Source organism: Clostridium pascui (assembly GCF_016908015.1).
In the GTDB taxonomy this organism is placed as follows: Bacteria; Bacillota; Clostridia; order Clostridiales; family Clostridiaceae; genus Clostridium_AK; species Clostridium_AK pascui.
Genome location: NZ_JAFBDB010000009.1, coordinates 81,190 through 107,956 on the forward strand (window position 1 = coordinate 81,190; position 26,767 = coordinate 107,956).

General features: G+C 31.4%; 22 protein-coding genes, 7 tRNA genes and 1 other annotated feature. All 29 genes read left to right on the forward strand.

The window, feature by feature from the left end:
• Positions 1-17 precede the first annotated feature (17 nt).
• The 29 genes from mfd to murD all read left to right on the forward strand — a co-directional run bounded on the left by mfd (position 18) and on the right by murD (position 26,365).
• On the forward strand, positions 18-3,539 hold the full coding sequence (gene mfd / locus JOC70_RS17415; protein ID WP_204600149.1) for a transcription-repair coupling factor: 3,522 nt from the start codon (positions 18-20) through the stop codon (positions 3,537-3,539).
• A 98-nt stretch (positions 3,540-3,637) separates the two neighbouring features.
• Complete coding sequence (locus JOC70_RS17420; protein ID WP_243429177.1) at positions 3,638-4,645, forward strand: peptidylprolyl isomerase; 1,008 nt, start codon at positions 3,638-3,640, stop codon at positions 4,643-4,645.
• 166 nt (positions 4,646-4,811) lie between these two features.
• The gene (spoVT, locus tag JOC70_RS17425) at positions 4,812-5,363 is read left to right on the forward strand and encodes a stage V sporulation protein T (RefSeq protein WP_204600150.1); all 552 of its coding nucleotides are present in this window, start codon (positions 4,812-4,814) and stop codon (positions 5,361-5,363) included.
• Positions 5,364-5,526: 163 nt separating this feature from the next.
• Positions 5,527-7,077: a putative polysaccharide biosynthesis protein gene (locus JOC70_RS17430; RefSeq protein WP_204600151.1), complete on the forward strand. Its 1,551-nt coding sequence runs from the start codon at positions 5,527-5,529 to the stop codon at positions 7,075-7,077.
• Entirely contained in the window at positions 7,077-8,525 is a 1,449-nt protein-coding gene (yabN, locus tag JOC70_RS17435) for a bifunctional methyltransferase/pyrophosphohydrolase YabN (protein WP_204600152.1), read from the forward strand. The genes JOC70_RS17430 and yabN overlap by 1 nt, the downstream gene beginning before the upstream one ends.
• Positions 8,526-8,623: 98 nt before the next feature.
• On the forward strand, positions 8,624-8,899 hold the full coding sequence (locus JOC70_RS17440) for an HU family DNA-binding protein (protein WP_035306879.1): 276 nt from the start codon (positions 8,624-8,626) through the stop codon (positions 8,897-8,899).
• 68 nt (positions 8,900-8,967) lie between these two features.
• Positions 8,968-9,231 (forward strand): S4 domain-containing protein, encoded by a 264-nt coding sequence (locus JOC70_RS17445; RefSeq protein ID WP_204600153.1) that lies wholly within the window; start codon positions 8,968-8,970, stop codon positions 9,229-9,231.
• A 114-nt stretch (positions 9,232-9,345) separates the two neighbouring features.
• Positions 9,346-9,633: a sporulation protein YabP gene (yabP, locus tag JOC70_RS17450; protein WP_035306883.1), complete on the forward strand. Its 288-nt coding sequence runs from the start codon at positions 9,346-9,348 to the stop codon at positions 9,631-9,633.
• A 9-nt stretch (positions 9,634-9,642) separates the two neighbouring features.
• Positions 9,643-10,035 carry a spore cortex biosynthesis protein YabQ gene (yabQ, locus tag JOC70_RS17455; RefSeq protein ID WP_204600154.1) on the forward strand — a complete coding sequence of 131 codons (393 nt, stop codon included), beginning with the start codon at positions 9,643-9,645 and terminating at the stop codon, positions 10,033-10,035.
• A 96-nt stretch (positions 10,036-10,131) separates the two neighbouring features.
• Positions 10,132-10,401 carry an FtsB family cell division protein gene (locus JOC70_RS17460; RefSeq protein WP_204600155.1) on the forward strand — a complete coding sequence of 90 codons (270 nt, stop codon included), beginning with the start codon at positions 10,132-10,134 and terminating at the stop codon, positions 10,399-10,401.
• 50 nt (positions 10,402-10,451) lie between these two features.
• Positions 10,452-10,862, forward strand: a complete 411-nt coding sequence (locus tag JOC70_RS17465; RefSeq protein ID WP_204600156.1) for a S1 domain-containing RNA-binding protein — start codon at positions 10,452-10,454, stop codon at positions 10,860-10,862.
• 108 nt (positions 10,863-10,970) lie between these two features.
• A tRNA-Leu gene (locus JOC70_RS17470) sits at positions 10,971-11,059 on the forward strand.
• Between the two features lie 5 nt (positions 11,060-11,064).
• Positions 11,065-11,140, forward strand: a tRNA-Met gene (locus JOC70_RS17475).
• 10 nt (positions 11,141-11,150) lie between these two features.
• Positions 11,151-11,227 (forward strand) — tRNA-Met (locus JOC70_RS17480).
• Positions 11,228-11,245: 18 nt separating this feature from the next.
• A tRNA-Leu gene (locus JOC70_RS17485) sits at positions 11,246-11,334 on the forward strand.
• A 5-nt stretch (positions 11,335-11,339) separates the two neighbouring features.
• A tRNA-Met gene (locus tag JOC70_RS17490) sits at positions 11,340-11,415 on the forward strand.
• 10 nt (positions 11,416-11,425) lie between these two features.
• Positions 11,426-11,502, forward strand: a tRNA-Met gene (locus JOC70_RS17495).
• A 265-nt stretch (positions 11,503-11,767) separates the two neighbouring features.
• Positions 11,768-14,152, forward strand: a complete 2,385-nt coding sequence (gene spoIIE / locus JOC70_RS17500) for a stage II sporulation protein E (protein WP_204600157.1) — start codon at positions 11,768-11,770, stop codon at positions 14,150-14,152.
• Positions 14,153-14,256: 104 nt separating this feature from the next.
• On the forward strand, positions 14,257-15,648 hold the full coding sequence (gene tilS, locus JOC70_RS17505) for a tRNA lysidine(34) synthetase TilS (RefSeq protein WP_204600158.1): 1,392 nt from the start codon (positions 14,257-14,259) through the stop codon (positions 15,646-15,648).
• Between the two features lie 2 nt (positions 15,649-15,650).
• Positions 15,651-16,187, forward strand: coding sequence for a hypoxanthine phosphoribosyltransferase (hpt, locus tag JOC70_RS17510; RefSeq protein WP_204600172.1), 537 nt, complete (start codon positions 15,651-15,653; stop codon positions 16,185-16,187).
• A gap of 79 nt (positions 16,188-16,266) precedes the next feature.
• Positions 16,267-18,075, forward strand: a complete 1,809-nt coding sequence (gene ftsH / locus JOC70_RS17515) for an ATP-dependent zinc metalloprotease FtsH (RefSeq protein WP_204600159.1) — start codon at positions 16,267-16,269, stop codon at positions 18,073-18,075.
• 113 nt (positions 18,076-18,188) lie between these two features.
• Positions 18,189-18,572, forward strand: coding sequence for a thioesterase family protein (locus JOC70_RS17520; RefSeq protein ID WP_035311627.1), 384 nt, complete (start codon positions 18,189-18,191; stop codon positions 18,570-18,572).
• Between the two features lie 141 nt (positions 18,573-18,713).
• On the forward strand, positions 18,714-19,511 hold the full coding sequence (locus JOC70_RS17525) for a type III pantothenate kinase (RefSeq protein WP_204600160.1): 798 nt from the start codon (positions 18,714-18,716) through the stop codon (positions 19,509-19,511).
• The gene (gene dusB / locus JOC70_RS17530; protein WP_204600161.1) at positions 19,502-20,476 is read left to right on the forward strand and encodes a tRNA dihydrouridine synthase DusB; all 975 of its coding nucleotides are present in this window, start codon (positions 19,502-19,504) and stop codon (positions 20,474-20,476) included. Before JOC70_RS17525 ends, dusB begins: the two co-directional genes overlap by 10 nt.
• A gap of 153 nt (positions 20,477-20,629) precedes the next feature.
• On the forward strand, positions 20,630-21,112 hold the full coding sequence (gene greA / locus JOC70_RS17535) for a transcription elongation factor GreA (protein WP_204600162.1): 483 nt from the start codon (positions 20,630-20,632) through the stop codon (positions 21,110-21,112).
• A 16-nt stretch (positions 21,113-21,128) separates the two neighbouring features.
• Entirely contained in the window at positions 21,129-22,640 is a 1,512-nt protein-coding gene (gene lysS / locus JOC70_RS17540; protein ID WP_204600163.1) for a lysine--tRNA ligase, read from the forward strand.
• 210 nt (positions 22,641-22,850) lie between these two features.
• Positions 22,851-22,925: transfer RNA gene (locus JOC70_RS17545), tRNA-Asn, on the forward strand.
• Between the two features lie 64 nt (positions 22,926-22,989).
• Positions 22,990-23,157: a binding site (T-box leader), on the forward strand.
• A gap of 44 nt (positions 23,158-23,201) precedes the next feature.
• Positions 23,202-24,593 carry a glycine--tRNA ligase gene (locus JOC70_RS17550; RefSeq protein WP_035311622.1) on the forward strand — a complete coding sequence of 464 codons (1,392 nt, stop codon included), beginning with the start codon at positions 23,202-23,204 and terminating at the stop codon, positions 24,591-24,593.
• A gap of 395 nt (positions 24,594-24,988) precedes the next feature.
• Entirely contained in the window at positions 24,989-26,365 is a 1,377-nt protein-coding gene (murD, locus tag JOC70_RS17555; protein ID WP_204600164.1) for a UDP-N-acetylmuramoyl-L-alanine--D-glutamate ligase, read from the forward strand.
• Positions 26,366-26,767: the final 402 nt, after the last annotated feature.

Below are 26,767 nucleotides of genomic sequence, written 5' to 3' on the forward strand. Positions count from 1 at the left end.
TTATTGAGGTGAAATAAATGAGATTAAAAGGTATAATGAAACCTTTAAAAGATAGTATAGAGTTTAAAAATATAATAAATGGTATAAATAAAAATAAGTTTCCTATAGCGTTGTATGGGGTCTCTGAATCGGCAAGGGCTTATGTGATGAATGGAATATATGCTGAGATGGATAAATCTCTTTTGATATTAACTCATAGTGATGTAGAAGCTAAGAATATATATGAGGATTTACTATTATATGTGCCAGAAGTATACTATTTCCCAACAAAAGAAATAGTTTTTTATAATATAGATGCAATTTCGGGAGATCTCAGGTGGGAACGATTAAAGGTAATAAAAAGTATAATTGACAATAGTAAGAAGGTTATAGTTTCCTCTATTGAGGCCATAGCAGCTTGCTGTATTGATTATGAACTTTATAAGGAATATACCTATAATTTCTCAGTGGGTGATGTAATTGACTTTAGTGAACTTAGTGAAAAGTTCATACAATGTGGATATGAAAGAGTAGATGTAGTTGATGGTAAGGGGCAATTTTCTATAAGAGGGGGGATAATGGATATATATCCCCCTATTTCAGCAGAACCATATAGGGTTGAACTATTTGGAGATGAGATAGATTCTATAAGAAGTTTTAATACAGAATCTCAGAGAAGTATCGAGAAAATACAGAAAATAGAGGTGTTTCCAGCTAAAGAAATCATATTATCTAATGAGAGTATAGACAGGGGATACAAAAATATAGAAACAGATTTAAAAGGTATGATGGATACCTTGAAAAGCAAAAACAACAAAGAAGCTGCAGAAAAATTAAGCTCCGCAGTAAATCAAAACTTAGAATTTCTTAAGGAAACCTGGAATTTTGAGGCTATTGATAGTTACTTACCATATTTCTATGATAATAGTACATCCTTTTTGAGTTATTTTAGAGATTGGATGATAATGATTGATGATGTGCAAAGATGTGAGGGTAAACTTAATAGTGTATATTTTGAATTTGAGGAAAACTATAAAAGTTTCCTTCAAAGAGGAGATATACTTCCAAAGCAAGGGGAATTACTTATCCCTAAAAGTGTTATTTGGAATAGCTTAGAGCAATATAATGTAATAACTATGAGTTCTATTCCTAAAACCGTAAAATTATTGCCGCCTAAAGCTATAATAAGTTTTACTGAAATTACTCTTCATAATTATCAAGGTCAAATTGACTTATTGATTGAAGATATAAAGGATAAAAAGCAAAGAGGATATAAAACTCTTATACTTTCTGGAACCAGGCCAAGAGGAGAAAGGCTTGTAAATACATTAAGAGATAGGGGAATAGATAGTGTATATAAGGATAAGATAGATGAGATTCTTAATGGAGAAGTAGTGGTTACCTTTGGAAGCCAAATTAAGGGGTATGAATACCCAACATTAAGGATATGTATCATTTCTGATAAAGAAGTATTTGGAGAAGCTAAAAAAGGCCTTGCTAAAAGAAGTTCCAAAAGAGGAATAAATAAAATAAAAAGCTTTACGGAGCTTAAGCCTGGAGATTATGTAGTACATGTAAACCATGGAATAGGAGTATATAAGGGAATCAAGCAGTTAAATATAGATGGACATACAAAGGATTATTTAGAACTTACATATACTGCAGATGATAAATTGTATGTTCCAGTTGATCAATTAGATTTAGTGCAAAAATATGTTGGAGGAGAGGGAAAGGTACCTAAAATCACCAAACTTGGTGGAAGCGAGTGGAGCAAAGCCAAAAGCAAGGCTAAAAAGTCCATACAGGAAATAGCAGAGGATTTAGTAAAATTATATGCTTTTCGTTCCACTTTGAAGGGGCATGCTTATTCTAAGGATACAGTTTGGCAAAAACAATTTGAGGAGGAATTCCCTTACGAGGAAACTCCAGATCAGGTTACAGCTATTGAAGACATAAAAAGAGATATGGAATCGGATAAGGCTATGGACAGACTGTTGTGCGGAGACGTAGGATATGGTAAGACTGAGGTAGCTGTAAGAGCAGCATTTAAGGCTGTAATGGATGGTAAACAAGTAGCTTTTTTAGTTCCCACTACTATTCTTGCCCAGCAACATTATAATAACTTCATACAAAGGTTTTCTGATTTCCCAGTAAGAATAGATATGTTAAGCCGCTTTAGAACTGCTGCTCAGCAAAAAGAAACTATGAAAGCAGTAAAAGAAGGGAATATAGATATTCTAATTGGGACTCACAGAATACTACAAAAGGATATTAAATTTAAAGACTTAGGAATTCTAATTATAGATGAAGAACAAAGGTTCGGAGTAAAGCATAAGGAAAAAATAAAAGAATTTAAAAAGAATGTAGATGTTTTAACATTAAGTGCCACTCCTATCCCTAGAACACTTCATATGTCTCTGGTAGGAGTAAGAGATATAAGTGTAATTGAAACTCCGCCAGAAGAAAGGCATCCAATTCAAACCTATGTGGTAGAGTACAATGATCAGTTGATAAGAGATGCAATTTTAAGAGAAGTAAATAGAGGTGGGCAGGTATATTTTGTATACAATAGAGTGGAAACTATAAGTGAGACGGCATCCTATATATCAAAGTTACTGCCTGAGGTAAGAGTAGATGTAGCACATGGACAAATGGATGAAAAGGAGCTCGAGGGAGTCATTATAAATTTTATGAAAAATGAATTCGATGTTTTGGTGGCGACTACAATCATTGAAACAGGTATGGATATTCATAATGTAAATACCATGATAATATATGATGCTGATAAGATGGGACTATCTCAATTATATCAATTAAGAGGGAGAGTCGGAAGAAGCAACCGAATTGCATATTGTTATTTAACTTATAGAAAAGATAAAATACTTACTGAAGTAGCAGAAAAAAGATTGAAAGCTATTAAAGAATTTACTGAATTAGGTTCTGGATTTAAGATAGCTCTAAAGGACTTAGAGATTAGAGGGGCAGGTAATATGATGGGATCTTCTCAACATGGACATATGGCGTCTATAGGATATGATTTATATTGTAGGATGCTTGAAGATACCATAAAACAATTTAAGGGGGAAATAGATAAAGAACCAGTAGATACTACAGTTGAGTTAAAAGTAGATGCTTATATACCTGGAAGTTATATAAATGATCAAACTCAAAAGATAGAGGTATATAAAAAGATAGCGGCTATAAATTCTTATGAAGATATGATTGAGGTACAAGATGAGTTAGAGGATAGGTTTTCCAATATACCAAGTTCTGTGCAAAATCTTATTGACATAGCTTATATAAGGTGTATAGCTAAGGAATTAGGAATTGAAAATATAAAGGAAAGAAAAGATGAAATATTAATCCAATTTCAAAGTATGGAAAATATGACAGGAGATATAAGAGGAAACATAAAAACAAAATATAATAGAAATATATTGTTCAAATTTGGAGAAAAGCCTATTATAGCATTAAAAATGTCACAAATAAAAAGAGAAGAAATGCTTGATAATGTAAAGGAATTGATTTTATTTATGAAGGAAATGGAAAATGGTAATTAATCTACAACAGAGCAATAAAAAACCAGTAAAAATATTTGCAATATATATTAAAAATTATTATAATGAAAAAAGATTATAAAAAATGGGGGAATAATATAATGAACATAAGAAAAGTAATTGCCGCAGCCATTATAGGTGCTTTTACCTTTGCTACTGTAGGATGTAGTATGGTGGAAAAGACACCTGAAGCAATAAAGAAGAGTACTGTAGCTCAAGTAGGTAGTGAAAAAATAACTAGAGGAGAGTTAGATGAAAATCCTATTTTATCTGAACAGTTAAATACATTAAAAGCTCAATATGGTGAAAACTATGGTACAAATGCAGAGATAAAGGATCAGCTTGTAGAATACAAGAAACAGATTTTGGATCAAATGATACAAGAAAAGCTTGTGCTTCAGCATGCTAAGGACTACAATATTAATCCTGATGATGCTGCTATAAAGGAGCAAATAGATAAATCGATAAGCGATATGATAAAACAAAACTTTGCTAACGATAAAAATAAGTTTGCAGAAGAATTAAAGAAAATAGGAACTACGGAAGAAATATTAAGAAACTTTTATAAAAAGCAAATAGTTATAGAAAAGATAAATGATCAAATAGCTAAAGATGTAAAAGTAGATGATGCTGCTGCAAAAAAATATTATGATGAAAATGTATATCAATTTTTAAAGAAACCAGCTAAATTCCATGCATCACATATATTAGTAAAAACTGAGGAAGAAGCTAAAAAGGTTAAAGAAAGATTAGATAAGAAAGAGGACTTTGCCAAGGTGGCAAAGGAAGTTTCCGTAGATGGAAGCAAGGAAAAGGGTGGAGACTTAGGAGAAATGGAGTATTCAGGTGTAGTTAAACCTTTTGCAGATGCTGTTGTGAAATTAAATAAAGGTGAAACATCTGGAATAGTAAAGAGTCAATTTGGATACCACATTATAAAGCTTACAGACAAAGAAGCTGTAGAATTTAAGGGCTTTGCTGAAGTTAAAGAACAAATAAAAAAGGAATTGCTTGATGACGAAAAACAAAAAGCTTTTACTAATAAGATAGAAGAGTGGAAAAAGGCAGGCAAAATTGAAACTGAAAAGTATGAAAAAAATTTAATATAATTTTATAAAGAGGCATATGTCTTTCTTAAAGTATTTTTTGGAAAAAAGAATTTAAGGAGGATATATGCTTTTTTAATTACAAATGTGTATAAAATTTCATAAATAGAAAGATAATATTAATACAACTTGTATCAAGCAAGTATCAATTTAAGGGAGGTAACGCAGCATGAAAGCTACAGGTATTGTAAGACGTATAGATGACTTGGGAAGAGTAGTTATTCCAAAGGAAATTAGAAGAACATTAAGAATAAGAGAAGGAGATCCGTTAGAAATATTTACGGATAGAGAAGGTGGAGTAATACTTAAAAAATATTCCCCTATAGGAGAGCTAAGTGAATTTTCAAAGGGTTATGCAGAATCTCTACAACAAGTTATAGGAAATGTAGTTATTATATGTGATAAAGATAGTATCGTTTCTGTGAGTGGAGCTCCTAAAAAGGAATACATAGATAAAAAGATAAGTGAAGAATTAGAAAAAATTATTGAAGAAAGAAAAACAATTTCTTTAGCTGATGCAAGTCAGTTTATACCTTTAAATTCAGATGATGATGTAGATGGTAGATATACGTCTCAAGTAATTTCACCTATAATAGCTGAAGGAGATGCAATTGGTGCTGTTATTATAGTTTCTAAGGAAGAAGGGAAAAAGTTTGGGGATGTGGAAATAAAGTTAGCAGAAACTGCATCATCCTTCTTAGGTAAACAAATGGAACAATAAATGACAAAATATTTTAGTATTGAAATGGCAGCGTGTCTGCCATTTATTATTTTTTGTTCATAAAGGATTATTGACTAATTTAAAATAAATATTCAATAAAAGTAATAATATTTGTAAAACTAAAATAAATAATAGTTAGAATGATTTCAGAGAGGTTGGGGAAATGAAAACACATTCTTTGTTAAAAGGTACATTTATACTAGCAACTGCAGGGCTTGTAGCAAAGTTTTTGGGTATATTTTTTAGATGGCCGCTAATAATGCTAATTGGGGATGAGGGAATTGGGTATTATCAAATGTCATATCCGCTATATACTTTTTTTATTGCTGTGGCATCTGGAATACCTGTAGCTATTTCCAAATTAATATCAGAAAGAAGAGCAGTTCAAGACATGGAAGGAATTATCCAAGTGTTCAGAAAGTCCATTTTAGTAATGTTTATAATAGGGGGAGGATTTACAGCTTTTCTTTTAATTTTTTCTAAGAGATTGGTAAATGTTTTCGGCTGGGAAGCCAAATCATATTATTCCTTATTAGGGATAGCATTAGCGCCTATGTTTATTTCGCTAATGAGTGCATTTAGAGGTTTTTTTCAGGGGCTTCAATATATGACTCCCACTGCATGGTCGCAGCTTATAGAGCAAGCTGGAAGGGTAGTGTTTGGGGTAGGGCTTGCTATACTGCTTTTACCTAAGGGAATAGAATATTCAGCAGGGGGGGCAGCTTTTGGAGCAACAGCAGGAGGAATATTTGGAACGATATATCTATTTTATAAATATACCAAAGTAAAAAAGGAATTAAAGATAAGAAAAGTGAGAAGCAATCTAGAAGTATTAAACAAATTATTATTAACAGCTATACCTATATCTGTAGGAGCTACGGTTATAAGTATAATGAGCTTAATTGATTCTTTTTTGGTGCCTAGAAAGCTTTTAGAGGCAGGATTGAGTGGAAAGGAAGCAACTATACTATATGGACAACTAACTGGCAAGGCATTTGTATTAGTTAATGTACCTTTAACGGTATCTATGGGACTATGCTTAAGCTTAGTACCTATAATAACTGAATGCTTTATACTTAATAGAAGAGGCGAGCTTATAAGCAAGATAGAAACTGCTATGAAATTTTCCATGGTTGTAGCAATACCATCATTTTTAGGCCTTTTCGTTTTAGCAGAACCAATTTTATCGCTGGTATTTCCAGGGCATAGTGAGGGGTATCCTATACTAAGGTATTTATCTATTTCAATACCGTTTATAGTAATATTTCAAACTTCTACATCTATTTTACAGGGCGTAGATAAATATAGAGTACCAGTAAGAAATTTGATGGTTGGATGTATTATAAAATTTATAATTACATTTATGTTGGTTCCAATATCCTATATAAATATATATGGAGCAATTATAGGTACCACAGTAGGATATATCATATCTTCAATTATGAATGTAAGAACTTTAGAAAAGTCTCTAGGCATTAACATAAATTACTATGATATAATAATAAAACCAGCATATGCGGCAGTTTTAATGACAATAGCAGTAATATTTATATATGAGAAAAGTTTTAATATATTTCTTAGTAACGGACTTGCATGTATAATATCGATATTTTCTGGGTTGTTAATATATAGTATACTGGTTATAATATTTAAAATAATGAGCTATAAGTACGTAAGAGAAAGACTAAGAGGAGACAAAAGGAGAGAATTGTAATGATAAAAATCATAGGCTTAGGTCCAGGAGATAAAAATGCTTTAACCTTGGGTGCAATAGAAACTTTGAAAAGTGGAGAAAAGATATTTTTAAGAACCTTTAAGCATCCTACTGTGCAGTATCTTGATGATTTGAACATAGCATATAGTACTTTTGACGATAAGTATGAAAATAGTAAAAGTTTTGATGAAGTTTATAACTCTATAGCGGAAGAACTTATAATAAGCCATTCTAAATACAAACAGATTGTGTATGCCGTGCCAGGACACCCATTGGTTGCTGAGAAGTCTGTAAGCATTCTTATAGAAAAGTGTAAAAATCTTAATGTAGAATATGATCTACTTCCTGCAGTGAGTTTTGTTGATGCAATTATGGAAAGTCTAACGATAGATCCTATAGAAGGTATTAAAATTATAGATGCATTTGATATAAATAATCAACTATTAGATAAAAGAAGTGGGGTTATAATAACTCAAGTTTATAATAAGTTTATAGCTTCTGAAATAAAATTAGCCTTACTCGATTATTATAAGGATGATACAAAAATATATTTTATAAGAGCAGCAGGGGTGAAAGACTTAGAGATAGTTAGAGAAATTCCTTTGTATGAGTTGGATAGACAAGAAGAAATAGATTATTTAACATCGGTATATATTCCTAAGGATTTAAATAATAATAAGGATTTTTATGATTTGTTAGAAGTTATGAAAACTTTAAGAGGAGAAAGTGGATGCCCTTGGGACAGAGAACAGACTCACGAAAGTCTTAAAAAATATCTTTTAGAGGAAAGTTATGAAGTTATAGAAGCTATAGAAAATAAAAATGATGATATGTTAATAGAAGAATTAGGAGATGTATTACTTCAAGTTGTATTTCATGCTGAAATAGGAAATGAAGAAGGATTTTTTAATATAAATGATGTAATACAATCTATATGTAATAAAATGATAGATAGACATCCACATGTATTTGGAGAAGTAGATGTAGAAAATTCAGATGAAGTACTGTATAATTGGGATAAAATAAAGAAGAAAGAAAAGGGATTCAAAACCTATACAGAAGAAATGAAACATATAGCAAAAATCTTGCCTGCGCTTATAAGGGCTGAAAAAGTTCAAAAAAAAGCTGCGAAGGTAGGGTTTGATTGGGATAAAATAGAGGATGCATTTGAGAAAGTAAAAGAAGAATTTTATGAGGTAAAAGATGTATATAAAAATAATAATAGGGAAAAAATACTAGAAGAAGTTGGAGATTTAATATTTTCTGTGGTAAATGTAGCAAGATTTCTTGACATAGACCCCGAGTTTGCATTAAATTATACTATAGATAAATTTATTAATCGTTTTAATCATATTGAACAAACGGCGATTAATAAAGGTTTAAAATTAGAAAACATGACGTTGCAGGAAATGGACTTATTATGGGAGGAAGCAAAAACACAAAAATAGCTTTTTCTTAAAAAACTGCAATAAAAAAGAAGGAATTTTTAAATTAACGAAGAATATGCTACTTTATAGCATACTCATATTTAAGGAGGTAAACAAAGGTGAACAAATCAGAATTAATTACAAGCATGGCTGAAAAATCTAAACTAACTAAGAAGGATGCAGAGGTTGCTTTAAAGGCATTTATAGAAAGTGTTGAAGAAGCTTTAGAAAAAGGTGAAAAGGTTCAGTTAGTGGGATTTGGAACTTTTGAAACAAGAGAAAGAGCAGCAAGAGTTGGTAGAAACCCAAAAACTAAAGAAGAAATACAGATACCTGAATCAACAGTTCCAGTATTTAAAGCTGGTAAGGAATTTAAAGATAAAGTTAATAAATAATAAATGTATTTATATTCATAAAAACCTGGGTGAAAATCTAGGTTTTTTGCATTATTGGAGGGGAGCAAGTGAGATTAGATAAGTATCTAAAGGTTTCAAGAATAATAAAAAGAAGAACTGTTGCAAAAGAAGCCTGTGAAAATGGAAGAGTATACATAAATAATAAGGTTGCTAAACCTGGTACAGATATAAAAGAAAATGATATCATTGAAATAAAGTATGCGGATAAGTCCTTGAAGGCTCGCATAATTAATGTTGCAGAACATGTAAGTAAGGAAAATGCTAAAAGCATGTACGAAATTATGGCTGGGGAAGAAGATACAGAAGAATAATGAGGGTTAATAAAAATAAGGCAGAGAATGTATTTATATATTCTCTGCCTTATTTTTGTACTATAAAATTAAAAAAAAGCATATATAATATTATAAAAGTTGGAGGTGAATTGTATGGAAAAAAAGGAAATTAAGATAGAGGGAAAAAGCAGTTTAAATTTAGAAAATAGAAAAAGATTAACTTTAAGTGGCGTGGTAGAGGTTGTAAGCTTTAATGAAGATCAGATAATACTAAATACATCACTTGGGACTTTAAATATAAAAGGGGAAGGACTAAAGATGAATAAGCTAGATGTACAAAATGGAGATGTTATTATAAATGGTATAGTAAATTCTTGTATATATGTGAATAAAGAAAATAAAAAGGAAAAAGAAAAGTTACTTTCAAAACTATTTAAGTAGAGGTAGTGTATGTTAATTTCTATTAGTCATCAATTAAAATTGGTAATATTCAGCTTTATCTCAGGGGTCCTCACGGGAATGCTATTTGATATTTATAGAATAATAAGAGGATTTGAACGAACTAATAAAATAATAACATTCATAGAAGACATGCTATTTTGGATATTTTCAAGTATAGTAGTCTTTATATTTTTACTATTTACAAACTATGCATATATAGGATTTTACGTTTATTTACTAATAGCATTGGGCATATATGTATATTTGAGATTTTTAAGTAAAGTAATTTTATCTATAGAATACAAAATACTGAGAAGTGTGGGTAAACTTTTAAGAGTTTCTAAAAACATCCTATTGTTTCCTGCTGATGTTTTGTTATACACTATTAAAAGAAAAAAATAATGTTAAATTATAAAATTTACTTGAAGAAACATTAAAATCACATTAGAATATAATAAAGGGATAAAATATAATTAAGAAAGGAATTATTTTTTATCTATGAAGAAGAATGTGAATTTTAAAAAGTTATTATTTTTCCTTTTATTTATATATGCAGGTTATATTTTTGTAAATCAACAAATTATAATAGGCAATATAAAGAAGCAAGTTATTCAAAGAAAAGTCGAACTTGAAAATCTACAGGAAAAAAATCAAAAGCTCCAAGATGAGGTTAAGATGTCCAAAAGTGATTCGTATATTGAAAAGCTAGCAAGAGAAAAACTGAATCTTATAAAAGAGGGAGAAATTCCTGTAATAAGCAACAAATAGTTATAATTTAAATTTATTATACATTTATTTTAAGGAGGAATTTTTTTAATATGACCTTAAAGGCAGGAAACATACTAGAGGGTACAGTGGTAAACATCACTAATTTTGGTGCTTTTGTTGAAATTGAAGGCAAAACTGGATTGGTGCATATATCTGAAGTTTCAGATAGCTATGTGAAAGATATCAGAAGTTATCTAAAAGAAAAAGAGACAGTTAAGGTTAAAGTAATTTCTGTAGATGAAAGTGGTAAAATAAGTTTATCAATAAAGCAGGCGACACCACAAAGAAAATCAGTGAAACCTATGGAAATTGATTGGCAGAGAGAAAAGGAAAAGCCATCACCTAAGGATTTTGAAGACAGAATGATGAAATTCTTAAAGGATAGTGAAGAAAGACTTCAAGATGTAAAAAAGAATCAGGACTCAAGAAGTAGAGGATACAGAAAGAGTTCCAGTTACTAGTAAATTAGAGGCTTTACAGCCTCTTTTATATTTTTTAAAAAAAAGTGTTGACATATGTAGAAGCGTGGGATATAATAATTTATGTCGTGAGACGGCAAAAGCTTATGTGCCGAAGTGGCGGAACTGGCAGACGCACAGGACTTAAAATCCTGCGGGCCTAACAGCCCGTACCGGTTCGATTCCGGTCTTCGGCACCAAATAACGCGGGGTGGAGCAGTTGGCAGCTCGTCGGGCTCATAACCCGAAGGTCGTAGGTTCAAGTCCTGCCCCCGCAACCAAATTTAACATGGCGGAATAGCTCAGCTGGCTAGAGCATTCGGTTCATACCCGAAGTGTCGTAGGTTCAAGTCCTATTTCCGCTACCAATTACCTAAATTTAATATGCCGAAGTGGCGGAACTGGCAGACGCACAGGACTTAAAATCCTGCGGGCCTAACAGCCCGTACCGGTTCGATTCCGGTCTTCGGCACCAAATGACGCGGGGTGGAGCAGTTGGCAGCTCGTCGGGCTCATAACCCGAAGGTCGTAGGTTCAAGTCCTGCCCCCGCAACCAAATTTTATATGGCGGAATAGCTCAGCTGGCTAGAGCATTCGGTTCATACCCGAAGTGTCGTAGGTTCAAGTCCTATTTCCGCTACCAGAACAACCTATAAGTTATAACTTATAGGTTGTTTTATTTTTTACATTATTTTAATACCATATTTTTACATAAAAATATTTATTTTATATATTTCTATGTGCGAAAGTGTAAAAGTATTGAAGAAAAATACACATAATATTTCTTTTCAATAAATAAAGCAGATAAATGTCCTAAAAAAGCTAGAGATACCTATCACCTTATGACAATTAATTCCAGAAGTCTTTGATATAATAATTTTGAGAAAAAATATAGGGTGGTGGGAATAATGCAATATGGGGTAAATATATTTCCGTATGAAAGAATCAAAAAATCTAATAAGGATACAAATAATAGAAAGGCATTTTATTGTTCTACTTCTTTAAAGTTAGTTTTATATTTTATTGCAGCTTTCTTTATAAGTAGAGTACTTATGGTTAATTTGATGGCACCTTTTGGAATTGCATTTTTATTATGCTTTATTTTTGAAAATAAGAATATATTTTTGTTGTCTGCACTAGGGACGCTAGTTGGATATTTATCTATATATAATAATGTGAAGGATATAGGAGTTTACTTATGTAGTATAATTGTTATAACGATGTTAAGCTACATATCTAATAAGATAAAATCAGATAAAAGGATAATTATTACATTTATATTGCTATTTTTAAATGTTGCATTATACGGTAAAGTTATTCTTAACATTACTACTTCCATTGCTCTTTTGAATGCTGTAATTCAAACGGCAATTCTCTTTCCAATATATTATATTATGAAGTTTTCTATTGTATGCGTAAAAGAATTAAAAACTAAACATCTTTATAATAGTGAAGAAATAATAAGCATGGCTGTAACAGCTTCACTTATTATTTCAGGAACCTGGGGCATTAATATTTATGGGGTATCCTTAAGAAACATACTAGCTCTTTCCTTTATATTAGTAGTAGGTTATGTGAAAGGTAGTAGTGCAGGAGCTTCTTGCGGAATTGCAATAGGGACCATAATAGGTCTTTCAACCAATAATATGGTTGCATTTACTGGAATGTGTGGATTATGTGGACTTACTGCAGGGGTTTTTAAACAGATGGGTAAAATAGCAAGTGGGATACCTTATATGGTAGTGTTTTTAATACTAAAATTATATTCTGATATAGGAGTTCAGTTTCAACTTCAAGAAGCTTTAATTTCCTTAGTAGTATTTTATGTTATACCATCAAAAGTTTATAATAGATTAGAATTAGAATTGGATTGGGAAAGAAAACAGGAGAATCTAAAGGAAAATTATATAAGCAAAACTAAGGAGATTTTCAACTCAAAGCTAACGGACTTTTCTGGATTATTAATGGACATGTCTACTACTCTAGCAGGACTTGCAGATAATGACAAACTTCAAATGAAGGTTAAGAGTAGTGCTTTAGTAGAAAACTTAGCAGATAGAGTATGCAGTAATTGTAATATGAAATCTATGTGTTGGAAGAGGGAAAGTTTCTATACCTACTCAGCATTTGGAGAGTTAATAGATAATTATCAAAATAAAAGAGAAAAAGTACCTTATGAAATAGAAAGGAAATGTATAAAAAGATCACTTCTTATAAAAAATACTGAAGAAATAGTAAAAAGTTATATAATGAACGAAATGTGGAGAAAGAGATTGGCGGAATGCAGGGAGTTCTTATCTAATCAAATCGGCAATATTTCAGTTGCTGTAAATGAAATAGTTGAAGAAATGGATTCAAGTACGCAATTTAACAAGTATATGGAAAATGATATAACAAGGATTTTAAATAAAAATCACATTAAATTTAAGGATGTTTTTTGTTACAATGATAATGATGGAAGAGTGCTCGTAAATATGACGATGGATGCTTGCGGAGGAACTCAAAAATGTGTTAAAGATATTTTACCTCTAATTAACTCAATTACTGGTAAGATTATGAGTGTAAGCGATGATGGATGTAATATAAATCCTAAAGATAATACGTGTAACTTTACATTAGAAGAGACTCCTAAGTTTCATGTTGCTTCGTATGTATCTAGATTGTGTAAAGATGGAGAAAAACATAATGGAGATAGTTATTTATATCAAAAGGTTGATAATGGAACTTATTTAACTATGATAAGTGATGGAATGGGTTCAGGTCCTCAGGCAGGAAAGGAAAGTTCTGCAGCAGTAGATTTGATAAATAAGTTTGTAAAGCTTGGATTTAGTAAACTAACGGCTATAAATACAATAAACTCACTTATGACTATTAATTTTTCACAGGATGAAAAGTTCTCTACTGTAGATTTAAATACTATAGATTTATATACAGGCGAAGCTGAATTTATAAAGGTAGGAGCAGCAGCAACTTTAATCAAATCGGAAAATAAAATTGAAAAAATGGATTGCAAAAGTCTTCCTATTGGTGTGCTAGAAAAGGTAGATACAGAAATAATAAAAAAACAAGTTAAAAATGGTGATATGATAATAATGGTTAGTGATGGAGTGCTTGATTATGATAATGAAGAAGCAGGCAAAGCAGATTGGTTAGTAGAATATTTAAGTAAGGACAATACAAACGATCCTGAAATACTTTCTAACAATATTATAAAAAGAGCCAAGGAATTAAGTAAAGGCAAAATAAAGGATGACATGACTGTTGTGGTTTCTAAGGTTTACAATTTATATTAAGTTGATTAAAAACTAGAATCCTTTATTAGTTGTAGGGATTCTAGTTTTTAAATTTTTATTTATGATATAATTATCCATATTAGTTTTTTAAGGAAGGGTTAAAAATGCTACAAAAGATAATAGAGACTATTAAGGAAAATGAAATGTTTAACAAAGGGGAGAAAATAATCGTAGGTGTTTCTGGGGGACCGGACTCTATGTGCCTTTTACATATTTTAAATACTTTGAGGAATACATATTTTATAGATATTATAGCTGCTCATTTAAATCATGGACTTCGAGGAAAAGATGCAGATGAAGATGAAGAATACGTGAAGAAGTTTTGTGAGAAGAATAATATTGAGTTCTACTCAAAAAGAGTTAATATTGATGAGCTATCCAATACTTGGGGAATATCTTCAGAAATGGCTGGAAGAGAAGCGAGATACTCTTTTTTTCAAGAACTTTTTAGCAAATTAGATGCAAATAAAATAGCTATAGCTCATAATGCCAATGACCAATGTGAAACCATACTTATGAGGATAATAAGGGGAACTGGACTCGAAGGGCTTGAGGGCATAAAACCTGTTAGAGATGGGATATACATAAGACCTTTAATAAAGATTACTAGAGATGAGATAGAAGACTATTGTGATAAAAACAATATTAATCCAAGAATAGATAAAACAAATCTTGAAAATATATATAGTAGAAATAAAGTTAGATTGGAGTTAATTCCTTATATAAAAGAAAATTTTAATTCGCATATAATAGAGGTAGTTAATAGGCTTGGAGAAAATATAAAAGTTGATAATGACTTTATGGAAAAAAAGTCTAAAGATTTTTTTGGAAAATATTGCATTATGACTCCAAATAAAGTTAAAATTAAAAGTGAAGCATTTAATGAACATAAGGCATTGCTTAGTAGAATGATTAGAAAAGCAGTTGAAGTGGTTAAAGGAAATCTTGTTAACTTTGAAAGGGTACATGTAGAGTATGTAATATCGCTACAAAAGGGAAATACTGGAAAGGGAATTGAACTTCCAGGAGGTATAAGAGCTTTAAATAATTATGGAGAGATAATATTAAGTAAAGAAAATAAAAATGAAATAAAAAGAGACTTAGGAATTTACGAAATACATCTTAATGAAAAGAACAAGATAGGTAAATTTAATATTGAAGCAAATATATTAGATAAAAACTTTCTTGAAAGGGTAAAAGAGAACTCATTGGAACAATACTTCGATTATCAAAAGGTTAATGGTAATATAAGTCTTAGATATAGAAAAGAAGGAGATAAATTTCAACCTTTAGGTATGAAAGGTACTAAAAAATTAAAGGATATATTTATGGATTTAAAAATCCCTAAATCTATAAGAGACGATATACCTATTATATGTGTTGGGAAAGAAATAGCATGGATTGTAGGTTATAGAATAAGTGATAAATTTAAAGTAGATAAAACTACAAATAAAATACTTAAAATAAAACTAGAAAGCGAGGAAGAAAAGTGGTAAACATGAGAGAAGACATTGAAGAAATACTTTATAGTGAAGAGAAGCTTAAGGGAAGGATAAGAGAATTAGGTAGAGAAATTAGTGAGGATTATCAGGATAAGAATTTAATGCTTATAGGAGTATTAAAAGGTTCAGTTCCATTTATGGCCGATTTAATGAAGGAAATAACAGTACCATGTATTATGGATTTTATGGCTGTTTCTAGCTATGGTAACTCTACAAGTACTTCAGGTGTTGTGAGAATACTAAAAGATTTAGATTTTGAAATAGAAGGAAAGGATGTTCTGTTAATAGAAGACATAATTGATTCAGGAATTACCTTAAGATATCTAGTGGATTATCTTAAGGGAAGAGGAGCATCTAGTATAGAAATAGCCTGTCTTTTAAATAAATCTGAAAGAAGAAGAGTTGAAATAAATGCAAAATATATGGGTTTTGAAGTTCCAGATTTCTTCTTAGTTGGGTATGGATTAGATTATGCAGAGAAATATCGTAATCTTCCTTTTATAGGAATATTAAAGGAAGAAATTTATAAATAATTACTACTAATATTATTGTAAATAAATATTTGATATGATACAATTTTACAATATAACAACAAAGAGAGGGGGGCCAGGAATGAATAAAAAGTTTTCAAGTGCAACGGCCTGGGTTATAGTTTTTATAATGGTCATCTTTGCTGCGCTATTCTTGGCAAGAACTAATGAGAGTGCAACAGCAATTAATTTTAATCAATTCCAAAAGCACTGGATCAACAATGAAATAAAAAGTTTTGAAGTTAAAGAAGATAAAATGACAGTTGTGGGTAACTTAAAAAATGGTACTCAATATGAAACTATAGTTCCGTTTGAAAGACTTAATGAATTTGTGAGTACACATGATAAAAACGGCGAAGTGATAGAAAAATATGCACTTCCAGCAAGAACACCCATGTGGCTAAATTGGCTACCTACTGCCTTGGTAATACTTATGTTTGTGGTGTTTTGGTTTATGTTTATGCAACAATCACAAGGTGGCGGAGGCAATAGAAACGTAATGAATTTTGGTAAGAGCCGGGCTAAGATGGCTGCACCAGATAGAAAAAAGGTTACATTTAGTGATGTGGCGGGAGCAGATGAAGAAAAGGCAGAACTTGCTGAAATAGTTGATTTCTTAAAGCAACCTAAAAGATATATAGAAATGGGAGCGCGAATACCTAAGGGAGTTTTACTTGTAGGACCTCCTGGAACAGGAAAGACATTACTAGCTAAAGCTATTGCAGGTGAAGCTGGAGTTCCTTTCTTTAGTATTTCAGGTTCAGATTTCGTAGAAATGTTTGTAGGTGTAGGAGCTTCTAGAGTAAGAGATTTATTTGATCAAGCAAAAAAGAATTCACCTTGTATTATTTTTATAGATGAAATAGATGCTGTAGGTAGACAAAGAGGTGCAGGTCTCGGTGGGGGACATGATGAAAGAGAGCAAACTCTTAATCAATTACTAGTAGAGATGGATGGTTTTGGAGTTAATGAAGGTATCATAATGATAGCAGCTACCAATAGACCTGATATATTAGATCCTGCGTTATTAAGACCTGGAAGATTTGATAGGCAAATTGTAGTAGGGGCTCCAGATGTAAAGGGAAGAGAAGAAATATTAAAAGTACATGTAAAAAACAAACCTCTTTCAGAGGAAGTAAAATTAGATGTTCTTGCAAAAAGAACTCCAGGATTTACAGGAGCAGATTTAGAAAACTTAATGAATGAAGCTGCGCTTTTAGCGGTTAGGCAAAATAAAAAAGAAATAGGTATGGATGAGTTGGAGGAAGCTGTTACAAGAGTAATAGCTGGACCGGAAAAGAAAAGTAGAGTAATTGATGAGGATGACAGGAGACTTACTGCATATCATGAAGCAGGCCATGCGGTAGTTATGAAACTTTTACCTCATGCAGACCCTGTTCATCAAATCAGCATAGTTCCTAGAGGAATGGCTGGTGGATATACTATGCATCTTCCTGAAAAGGATAGTTCATATATGTCAAAGTCGAAGCTTTTAGATGAGATAGTAGGCTTACTTGGTGGAAGAGTAGCTGAAAAACTCATAATAGGAGATATAAGCACTGGAGCTAAAAACGATATAGATAGGGCTAGTACTATAGCTAGAAAGATGGTTATGGACTATGGCATGAGTGAAAAATTAGGACCTATAGCTTTTGGAAGTGGTCATGATGAAGTGTTCTTAGGGAGAGATATAGGTAAGGCTAAGAATTATAGTGAAGAAGTTGCATTTAAGATTGACCAGGAAATAAAAGAGCTTATAGATGGTGGATATAATAAAGCTGAAACATTGCTTAGAGAAAATATAAGTAAGCTTCATGCTGTAGCTAAAGCTCTATTAGAAAGAGAAAAACTTGAAGCAAATGAATTCGAAGAAATATTTAATAATAATTAATGATTAAACAGAGGTTTATTACCTCTGTTTTTTAAATTATTTACCAAGTATTTGGGTTTAGTGATATAATAATTTTATTGTTATAAAATTTTATACAGAAGCGGGATGATAAAGTGGATTTTAATTTAAGGGAAGGTATAAGCGCAGTTGCTGAAATAACAGTTACAGATAGAGATACTGCAATTTTTTATGGCTCTGGGGACTTGCCTGTATTTGCTACACCGGCTATGATTGCACTAATGGAAAGTACAGCAAAGAGTTCAGTGGGGTTACATTTGAACTCTGAACTTACAACAGTGGGAATAAAGGTAGATGTAGATCATATAAGGGCTACTCCGAAAGATATGAGGGTTAAATGTGAGGCGGTGCTTGATAAGATAGAGGGGAAAAAGTTATTTTTCAAGGTTACTGCATGGGACGAAAGAAATAAAATAGGCGAAGGTATACATATAAGGTATATAGTAGATAGTATTGATTTTATGAAAAAATTAAAGTAATTATTGTTAAAGCCGTAGAGTATCTGGACTTTATAATTTACAGATGCTCTTTTTTAACTTATAATTGTGTGTATGTAAACGTCAATAACTACACAATATACACATAACATAATATGAATTTTAAGAAAGTGGTGATTAACTTTGATTTTAGTTCTAGATGCCGGTAATACTAATATGGTATTAGGTCTTTATAATGGAAAAGAGCTAATTGCAGACTGGAGATTGTCCACCGATTCTATAAGAACAGCAGATGAATATGGCATACAAGTTATACAATTATTTGTGCAAAATAATTTAGATATTTGTGATGTGGAAGGAGTTATAATTTCCTCTGTAGTTCCTAATATCATGTATTCTGTAGAACATATGATACAGAAGTATTTTAAAATAAAGCCTATAATTGTAGGACCTGGGGTGAAGACGGGAATTAATATAAAGTATGATAATCCTAAGGAAGTTGGAGCAGATAGAATAGTAAATGCCGTAGCAGTTCATGAAAAATTTAATAGACCTGCTATAATAATAGATTTTGGAACTGCTACAACATTTTGTGCACTAACTGCATCAGGTAACTATTTAGGGGGAACCATATGTCCAGGTATAAAGATATCTTCAGAAGCACTATTCCAAAGGGCAGCAAAACTCCCTAGAGTTGAATTAGTGAAACCGTCATCTGTAATAGCTAAGACTACTATAACAAGTATGCAGGCTGGAATAATATATGGATACAGCGGATTAGTAGAGTATATAGTTGAAAAGATGAGAAAAGAAATGACTGAAATTGGAGAGCAAAATCCATACGTAATTGCAACCGGCGGATTAGCTAAGTTAATAAGTGAAGAAACAAAATGTATAGATGAAATAGACCCATTTCTAACTCTAGAGGGATTAAGATTAATATATGAAAAAAATAAGGAGCTAATTTCTTCATGCAAATAGGAAATTTAAGTTTTGAAGATAGTGTTTTTTTAGCACCTTTAGCAGGAGTTACAGACATTGCCTTTAGGGGATTGTGTAAAGATATGGGCTCAGGACTTATATATACTGAAATGATAAGTGCAAAAGCGCTTTATTATGAAAGTGAAAATACAAAGGAAATGCTTAGGTTTGATGAAAAAGAGCTGCCGATTGCTGTACAAATATTTGGACACGAGGCAAATATAATGGCAGATATATGTGAGAAATATTTTAATCAAAATGATGATATATGCCTTATAGATATAAATATGGGATGCCCGGCTCCTAAAATAGTGAAGAATGGAGATGGTTCAGCTCTTATGAGGGACCCTAAACTAGCAGCGTCTATTATTAAGGCTATAAAAGATAAAACCAATAAGCCTGTTACTGCTAAGTTTAGAAAAGGATTTGATAAGAACAATATAAATGCTGTGGAGTTTGCAAAGGAACTTGAGTCAGCAGGAGTAGATGCTATAACAGTTCATGGGAGAACAAAAGAGCAGATGTATGAAGGAAAAGCGGATTGGGATATAATAAGGGAAGTAAAAAGGGCGGTTTCCATTCCAGTGATAGGAAATGGAGATGTATTTACTGCCGAAGACGCTTTAAGAATTAAAGAAGAAACTTGTTGTGATGGTATAATGATAGGAAGAGGCGCTTTAGGAAATCCATGGATATTTAAACAGGTTAAACAAAAAATTTGCGGAGAAAAAGTAACGTATCCTACATCTTCTGAGATAATAGATATGTGTGTTGAACATTTTAAAAGGTCGATTTACTATCATGGTGAACATAAGGCAGTAAGGGAAATGAGAAAGCATGTATCTTGGTATATAAAGGGATTAAAAAACTGTACTAACATAAAAAATATGATAAATAACGAGAAGGAATCACAAAGGGTATTGGATATATTACTTCAATATAAAGAAGAGTTGAGAATGGAATAAAGTCATTGGATAAAAGTTGACATTGATTTAATGCTGTTTTATAATTACTTAAATGATTGGATAAGTGACAGAATTACATATATTTTGCATAAATTAGGTATAATCATAATAATATATAAAAAAGCATTTAGCAAAATTAAAGGGGAGAATAAAATGAGCGATTCAAAGAAGTATATAATGACTTATGAGGGTGTTAGAAAATTAGAAGAAGAATTAGAGTATTTAAAAACTGTAAAAAGAAAAGAGATAACTGAAAAAATAAAAGTAGCGATTTCCTTTGGAGATCTAAGTGAGAATTCCGAATATGATGAAGCTAAAAATGAACAAGCTTTTGTTGAAGGAAGAATAATGCAACTTGAAAATATGCTAAAGAATGCTAGTATTATAGATGAAAGCGAAGTGCCATCAGATACCGTTAATGTAGGTACTATAGTAAAGGTTAAGGATTTTGAATTTGATGAAGAAGTAGAATATATTATAGTAGGTTCAGCAGAAGCGGATCCGCTAGAAAACAAGATTTCCAATGAGTCTCCTGTAGGTAGGGCTTTAATTGGTAAAAAGCCAGGAGATATGGTAGAGGTTGTGGTTCCTGATGGTGTAAATAAGTTCGAAGTCTTGTCAGTAAGAAGAAGTTAATGGAGGAATGAAAAAAATGTCAAATGAACAAAAGAATTTAGTAAATGAGGAACAAGAGTTTAATCAGCTTATTCAAGAAAGAAGACAAAAGTTTTTTGATCTTCAAGCTGCAGGCAAGGATCCTTTTGATGTATATAAGGTAGAAAGAACTCATACCTCAAAGGAAGTTAAGGAAAATTATGAAGAGTTAGAGGGAAAAGAAGTTACTGTAGCAGGGAGATTGATGTCTAAGAGAGTTCATGGGAAAGCTGGATTTTCTGATATTCATGATAGATATGGTAAACTTCAATTATATATAAAGATAAATGATGTTGGTGAAGAAAAGTTAAAAGAGTATAAGACTTTTGATATAGGTGATTGGGTTTCTATAAAGGGGACTGTATTTAAAACAAAAACAGGAGAAGTATCTGTACACATATTAGATTTTCAGTTAATTGGAAAGTCTTTAAAACCGCTTCCAGAAAAGTGGCATGGTCTTAAAGATCCTGATTTAAGATATAGACAAAGATATGTAGATTTAATTATAAATCAAGATGTTAGAGATACCTTCATGAAAAGAACGGCTATTATAAGGTCTATAAGAGAATTTTTGGATAATAGGGGATACTTAGAAGTTGAAACTCCTGTACTTTCACCTATAGCTGGAGGAGCTGCAGCAAAACCATTTAACACTCATCATAATGCCCTAAATATAGATATGTACTTAAGAATAGCTACAGAGCTTTACTTAAAGAGACTTATAGTAGGCGGATTTGAAAAAGTGTATGAAATGGGTAAGAACTTTAGAAATGAAGGAATAAGTGTAAGACATAACCCAGAATTTACAATGATAGAATTATATGAAGCGTTTGCAGATTATAATGATATGATGGAAATTACTGAAAATATGATGGCTTATGTGTGCGAAAAGGTTCTTGGTACTACAAAGGTAATGTATGAAGAAACAGAAATAGACTTCACTCCACCATGGAGAAGAGTTACTATGGTAGATGCAGTAAAGGAATATGCTGGTATTGATTATAATGCTATTAAAGATGATGAAGAAGCAAGAGCTATTGCAAAAGAAAAGCACCTAGAGTTTAAGAAGAATCTTAGTGAGTGTACTAAGGGAGATGTTCTTATAGCGTTATTTGAAGAATTTTGTGAAACTAAGTTAATACAGCCTACCTTTGTATTAGACTATCCAGTAGAAAATTCTCCTCTTACTAAGAAAAAGAGAGGAAATGAAGCATTTACTGAAAGATTTGAAGGATTTATATATGGCAGAGAAGTGTGTAATGCATATTCAGAGTTGAATGATCCTATAGTTCAAAAGGAAAGATTTGTTCAACAGCTTAAGGAAAGAGAACTAGGAGATGATGAAGCTTACATGATGGATGATGACTTTATAAATTCTCTAGAAATAGGTATGCCTCCAACTGGTGGACTTGGAATAGGTATAGATAGAATGACTATGTTCTTAACAAATTCTGCATCTATAAGAGATGTTATATTATTTCCAACTATGAAGCCAATGAACAATCAGTAGTAAAAAAATATAAAGTAATTTTTTTAATAATAAATAATATATGATAAGTGAAAATTAATATAGAAAGTTTATTTGATAGACTTTTTATATTAATTTTGTTATCATATATTTTTCATTAAATTACTTCATGATTTCCCATAATTTTGTGAAAAAATTTATAAAAGCAGTTGAAATTAATAAAAAATATGTTATAATAATATCAAATGATATTCCGCGATAGCTCAACGGTGGAGCACTCGGCTGTTAACCGATAGGTTGAAGGTTCGAATCCTTTTCGCGGAGCCATTTTTATTTTTTGGGAAATGCATTGACAAATGATATGCATCTGATAAAATATATAGTAATTTAATAATGCACAATGAAAAAGAGGAGTAGTAATAAAGTTTTTTAAGAGAGACTATGGTTGGTGGGAATAGTTAAGGTTTTATTATGAATGGAACTTTGGAGTGTAAGGATTAGAAAAGCAGGGCTGTGCCAAAAAGGGTGGAACCGCGGAAGAGAAACTTTCGTCCCTTTATGGTAGAGTCTTTTTTTATATTTTAAATTAAAGGAGGAATATATATGGCTATTGAAAAAACCATGGATAAGGTTGTAGCGTTATGTAAAAATAGGGGATTTGTTTTTCCTGGCTCAGATATTTACGGAGGTCTTGCAAATTCTTGGGATTATGGTCCTTTGGGAGTGGAATTTAAGAATAATGTAAAAAAGGCTTGGTGGAGAAAATTTGTTCAAGAAAGCCCGTATAATGTAGGATTAGATGCAGCTATATTAATGAATAGGGAAGTATGGGTAGCTTCAGGCCATGTTGGGGGATTTTCTGATCCTTTAATGGATTGTAAAGAATGTAAAGCAAGATTTAGAGCGGATAAGATAATAGAAGACCATATGACAGAGCAAGGTGCGGAAGTAGCCAGTGCAGATGGATGGACTAATGAAGAGTTAAAAGAATATATAGATAAGCATAATATAGTATGTCCTAAGTGCGGCGAAAAGAATTTTACAGATATAAGAAAGTTTAATCTTATGTTTAAGACATTTCAAGGAGTAACTGATGATGCTAAATCAGAAATATACCTAAGACCAGAAACTGCTCAAGGTATATTTGTAAACTTTAAAAGTGTGCTTAGAACTTCTAGAAAGAAGGTGCCTTTTGGAATTGCCCAAATAGGTAAATCCTTTAGAAATGAAATTACTCCAGGTAATTTTACATTTAGAACTCGTGAATTTGAGCAGATGGAGTTAGAATTCTTCTGTGAGCCAGGAACAGACTTGGAATGGTTTAAATATTGGAAGGATTATTGCTGGAATTTCCTATTAAACTTAGGCATGAATAAGGAAAATTTAAGAATGAGAGATCATTCTGCTGAAGAACTTTCATTTTACAGCAATGCAACTTCTGATATAGAATACTTATTCCCATTTGGCTGGGGAGAGTTATGGGGAGTTGCTGATAGAACTGACTATGATTTGAAACAGCACATGAAGCATTCGGGAGAGGATTTGACTTATTTAGATCCAACCACTAATGAAAAATATGTTCCTTATTGCATAGAGCCTTCCTTAGGTGCAGATAGAGTTGCACTAGCATTTCTTGTAGATGCTTATGATGAGGAAGAACTAGAAGGTGGAGATAAGAGAACAGTACTACATTTACATCCAGCATTAGCTCCTTTTAAGGCTGCAATATTACCATTAACAAAGAAATTATCCGATAAATCTACAGAGATCTATGATATGTTAAGAAAAGAGTTTAATGTAGATTATGATGAAGCAGGAAGTATAGGAAAGAGATATAGAAGAGAAGATGAAATAGGAACTCCTTATTGTATAACTATAGATTATGATACTTTAGAAGATAACACTGTTACAATAAGAGATAGAGATACTATGGAACAGCATAGAATAAAAGTTGATGAGCTGATTAACTTCATTTCAGAAAAAGTTAAATTTTAATATATAATTCAAAAAAGCTGCGACATTCGTCGTAGCTTTTGATTTATATTGATATAATAAAGAATAATATATAAAATTAAATAAAAAAAGTGCCGGAATAACTCCGGCAATTATAGGGTTTAATCATGGGGATATGTTATATGTTCAATTAAAACTTGGGGAATTATATTAATGTTTCCTTACGGCACAATATTAGTATAGCATATATATATAATTTTGCAATACCTGATAATAAAGTCTTTAAATTAAGTATTTTCTAACAATTTCGACACGGATTGCTGCTGAATTTTATATAAATTTGTATATATTTTGACATTAAATTGATTGTGGACATATAATTATAGAATAAAAAAAGTGATATAATTTAATATAGAAATTATCCATGGAGGTAAATAATGAATAAACAATTTGAAGAGTTTAAGAAATTTATAGAAGGAAAAGAAACTGCTGTGGTAGGAATAGGGGTAAGTAATAGGCCATTAATAGATTTATTAGTAAAATTGAATGCTAAGGTAACAGCTTTTGATAAAAAAAGCGAAGCTGAACTTGGAGAAATAGTAGAAAACTTAAAGGTAAAAGGAGTAAAACTAGTTCTTGGAAAGGATTATTTAACAAAGCTTAAAGGATATGAAGTTATATTTAAAACTCCATCTATGCGAATAGATAGCCCTGAACTATTAGATGCTAAGCGTGAAGGTGCATATATAACGTCAGAAATGGAAGAGTTTATAAAATATTGCCCTGGAAAAATATATGGAGTTACAGGAAGTGATGGTAAGACTACTACTACAACGCTAATATATAAAATGTTAAGTGAACAAGGCTATAAAACATGGGTAGGAGGGAATATAGGAACTCCTTTATTTTCTAAGATAGAAGAAATTAGTAAAGAAGATAGAGTAGTTTTAGAATTATCAAGTTTTCAACTTATGACTATTCATGAAAATATGGAAGTAGCGCTTATAACAAATTTATCACCTAATCATTTAGATATGCATAATGGTATGGAAGAATATATAAATGCAAAGAAAAATATATACTTAAATCAAACAAATAATAATTTATTGGTTTTAAATAGAGATAATAGCATTACTAGAGGCATGGTAAATGAAGCAAAGGGGAGGGTTTTTCTTTTTAGTATAAGCAATAAAGTAGATAAAGGAGCATATTATTATAGCGATAAACTCTATATTATGGGAAAAGAAGTATGCTCTAAAAATGAAGTGAAGTTGAAGGGTATGCATAATATAGAAAATCTATTAGCAGCATTTTCTTGTGTGTATGAAGATGTATCATTAGAAACTATGAAAAAGGTAGCTACCACATTTGCAGGTGTGGAACATAGAATGGAGTTTATAAGGGAATTAAATGGAGTTGAATATTATAACGATTCAATAGCATCTAGCCCAACTAGAACACTAGCGGGTTTGAAAGCCTTTGGAAGACCTGTGATATTGATAGCTGGTGGATATGACAAAAAGATATCTTTTGATGTTTTAGCAGAAGAAGGATATCCATATATAAAAACACTAATACTATTAGGGGTAACCAAAAATAAAATAAAGGAAGCATTTGAAAAGGTGATAGAAAAAAACAATACTCAGCTTCGCATTATAATGGTAGAATCTTTTGAAGAAGCGATAAAGGTTTCAAGGGGTGAAGCAAAGGAAGGAGATATTGTAACTTTGTCTCCGGCTTGTGCAAGTTTTGATATGTTCCCTAATTTTGAAGTTAGAGGAAATAAGTTTAAAGAAATAATAAACGGATTGTAATTAATAAGTTGTTAAAAAGTCAGCGAGATGCTGGCTTTTTTTATATGATAACAGGTTAAATTCCCTTCAACAGACTCGGATGTGTCTATACGTTAAATATAGAGAAATAACGAGAAGGTGGGAGATTTTAATAGCTAATTAGGTATAATAAAATATGGGTGTGACATATCGTTGGACAAGTATGATACAATAACACATGTCGTCAAAACAAACGACAAATAAGTTGACAAAGATTTTAAAAAAGATTTTAAAAAATTGTTGACAAGAAGAAACAAAAATGTTACTATATAAAAGTCGCTTGGAGCGACAGGGTCTTTGAAAATTGAACAGAGAATAGAAACCAGTCAATTACTTAACAGTTAAATGTTAAGAAACGCGATGAGCGAAACAGATTAAACTTTT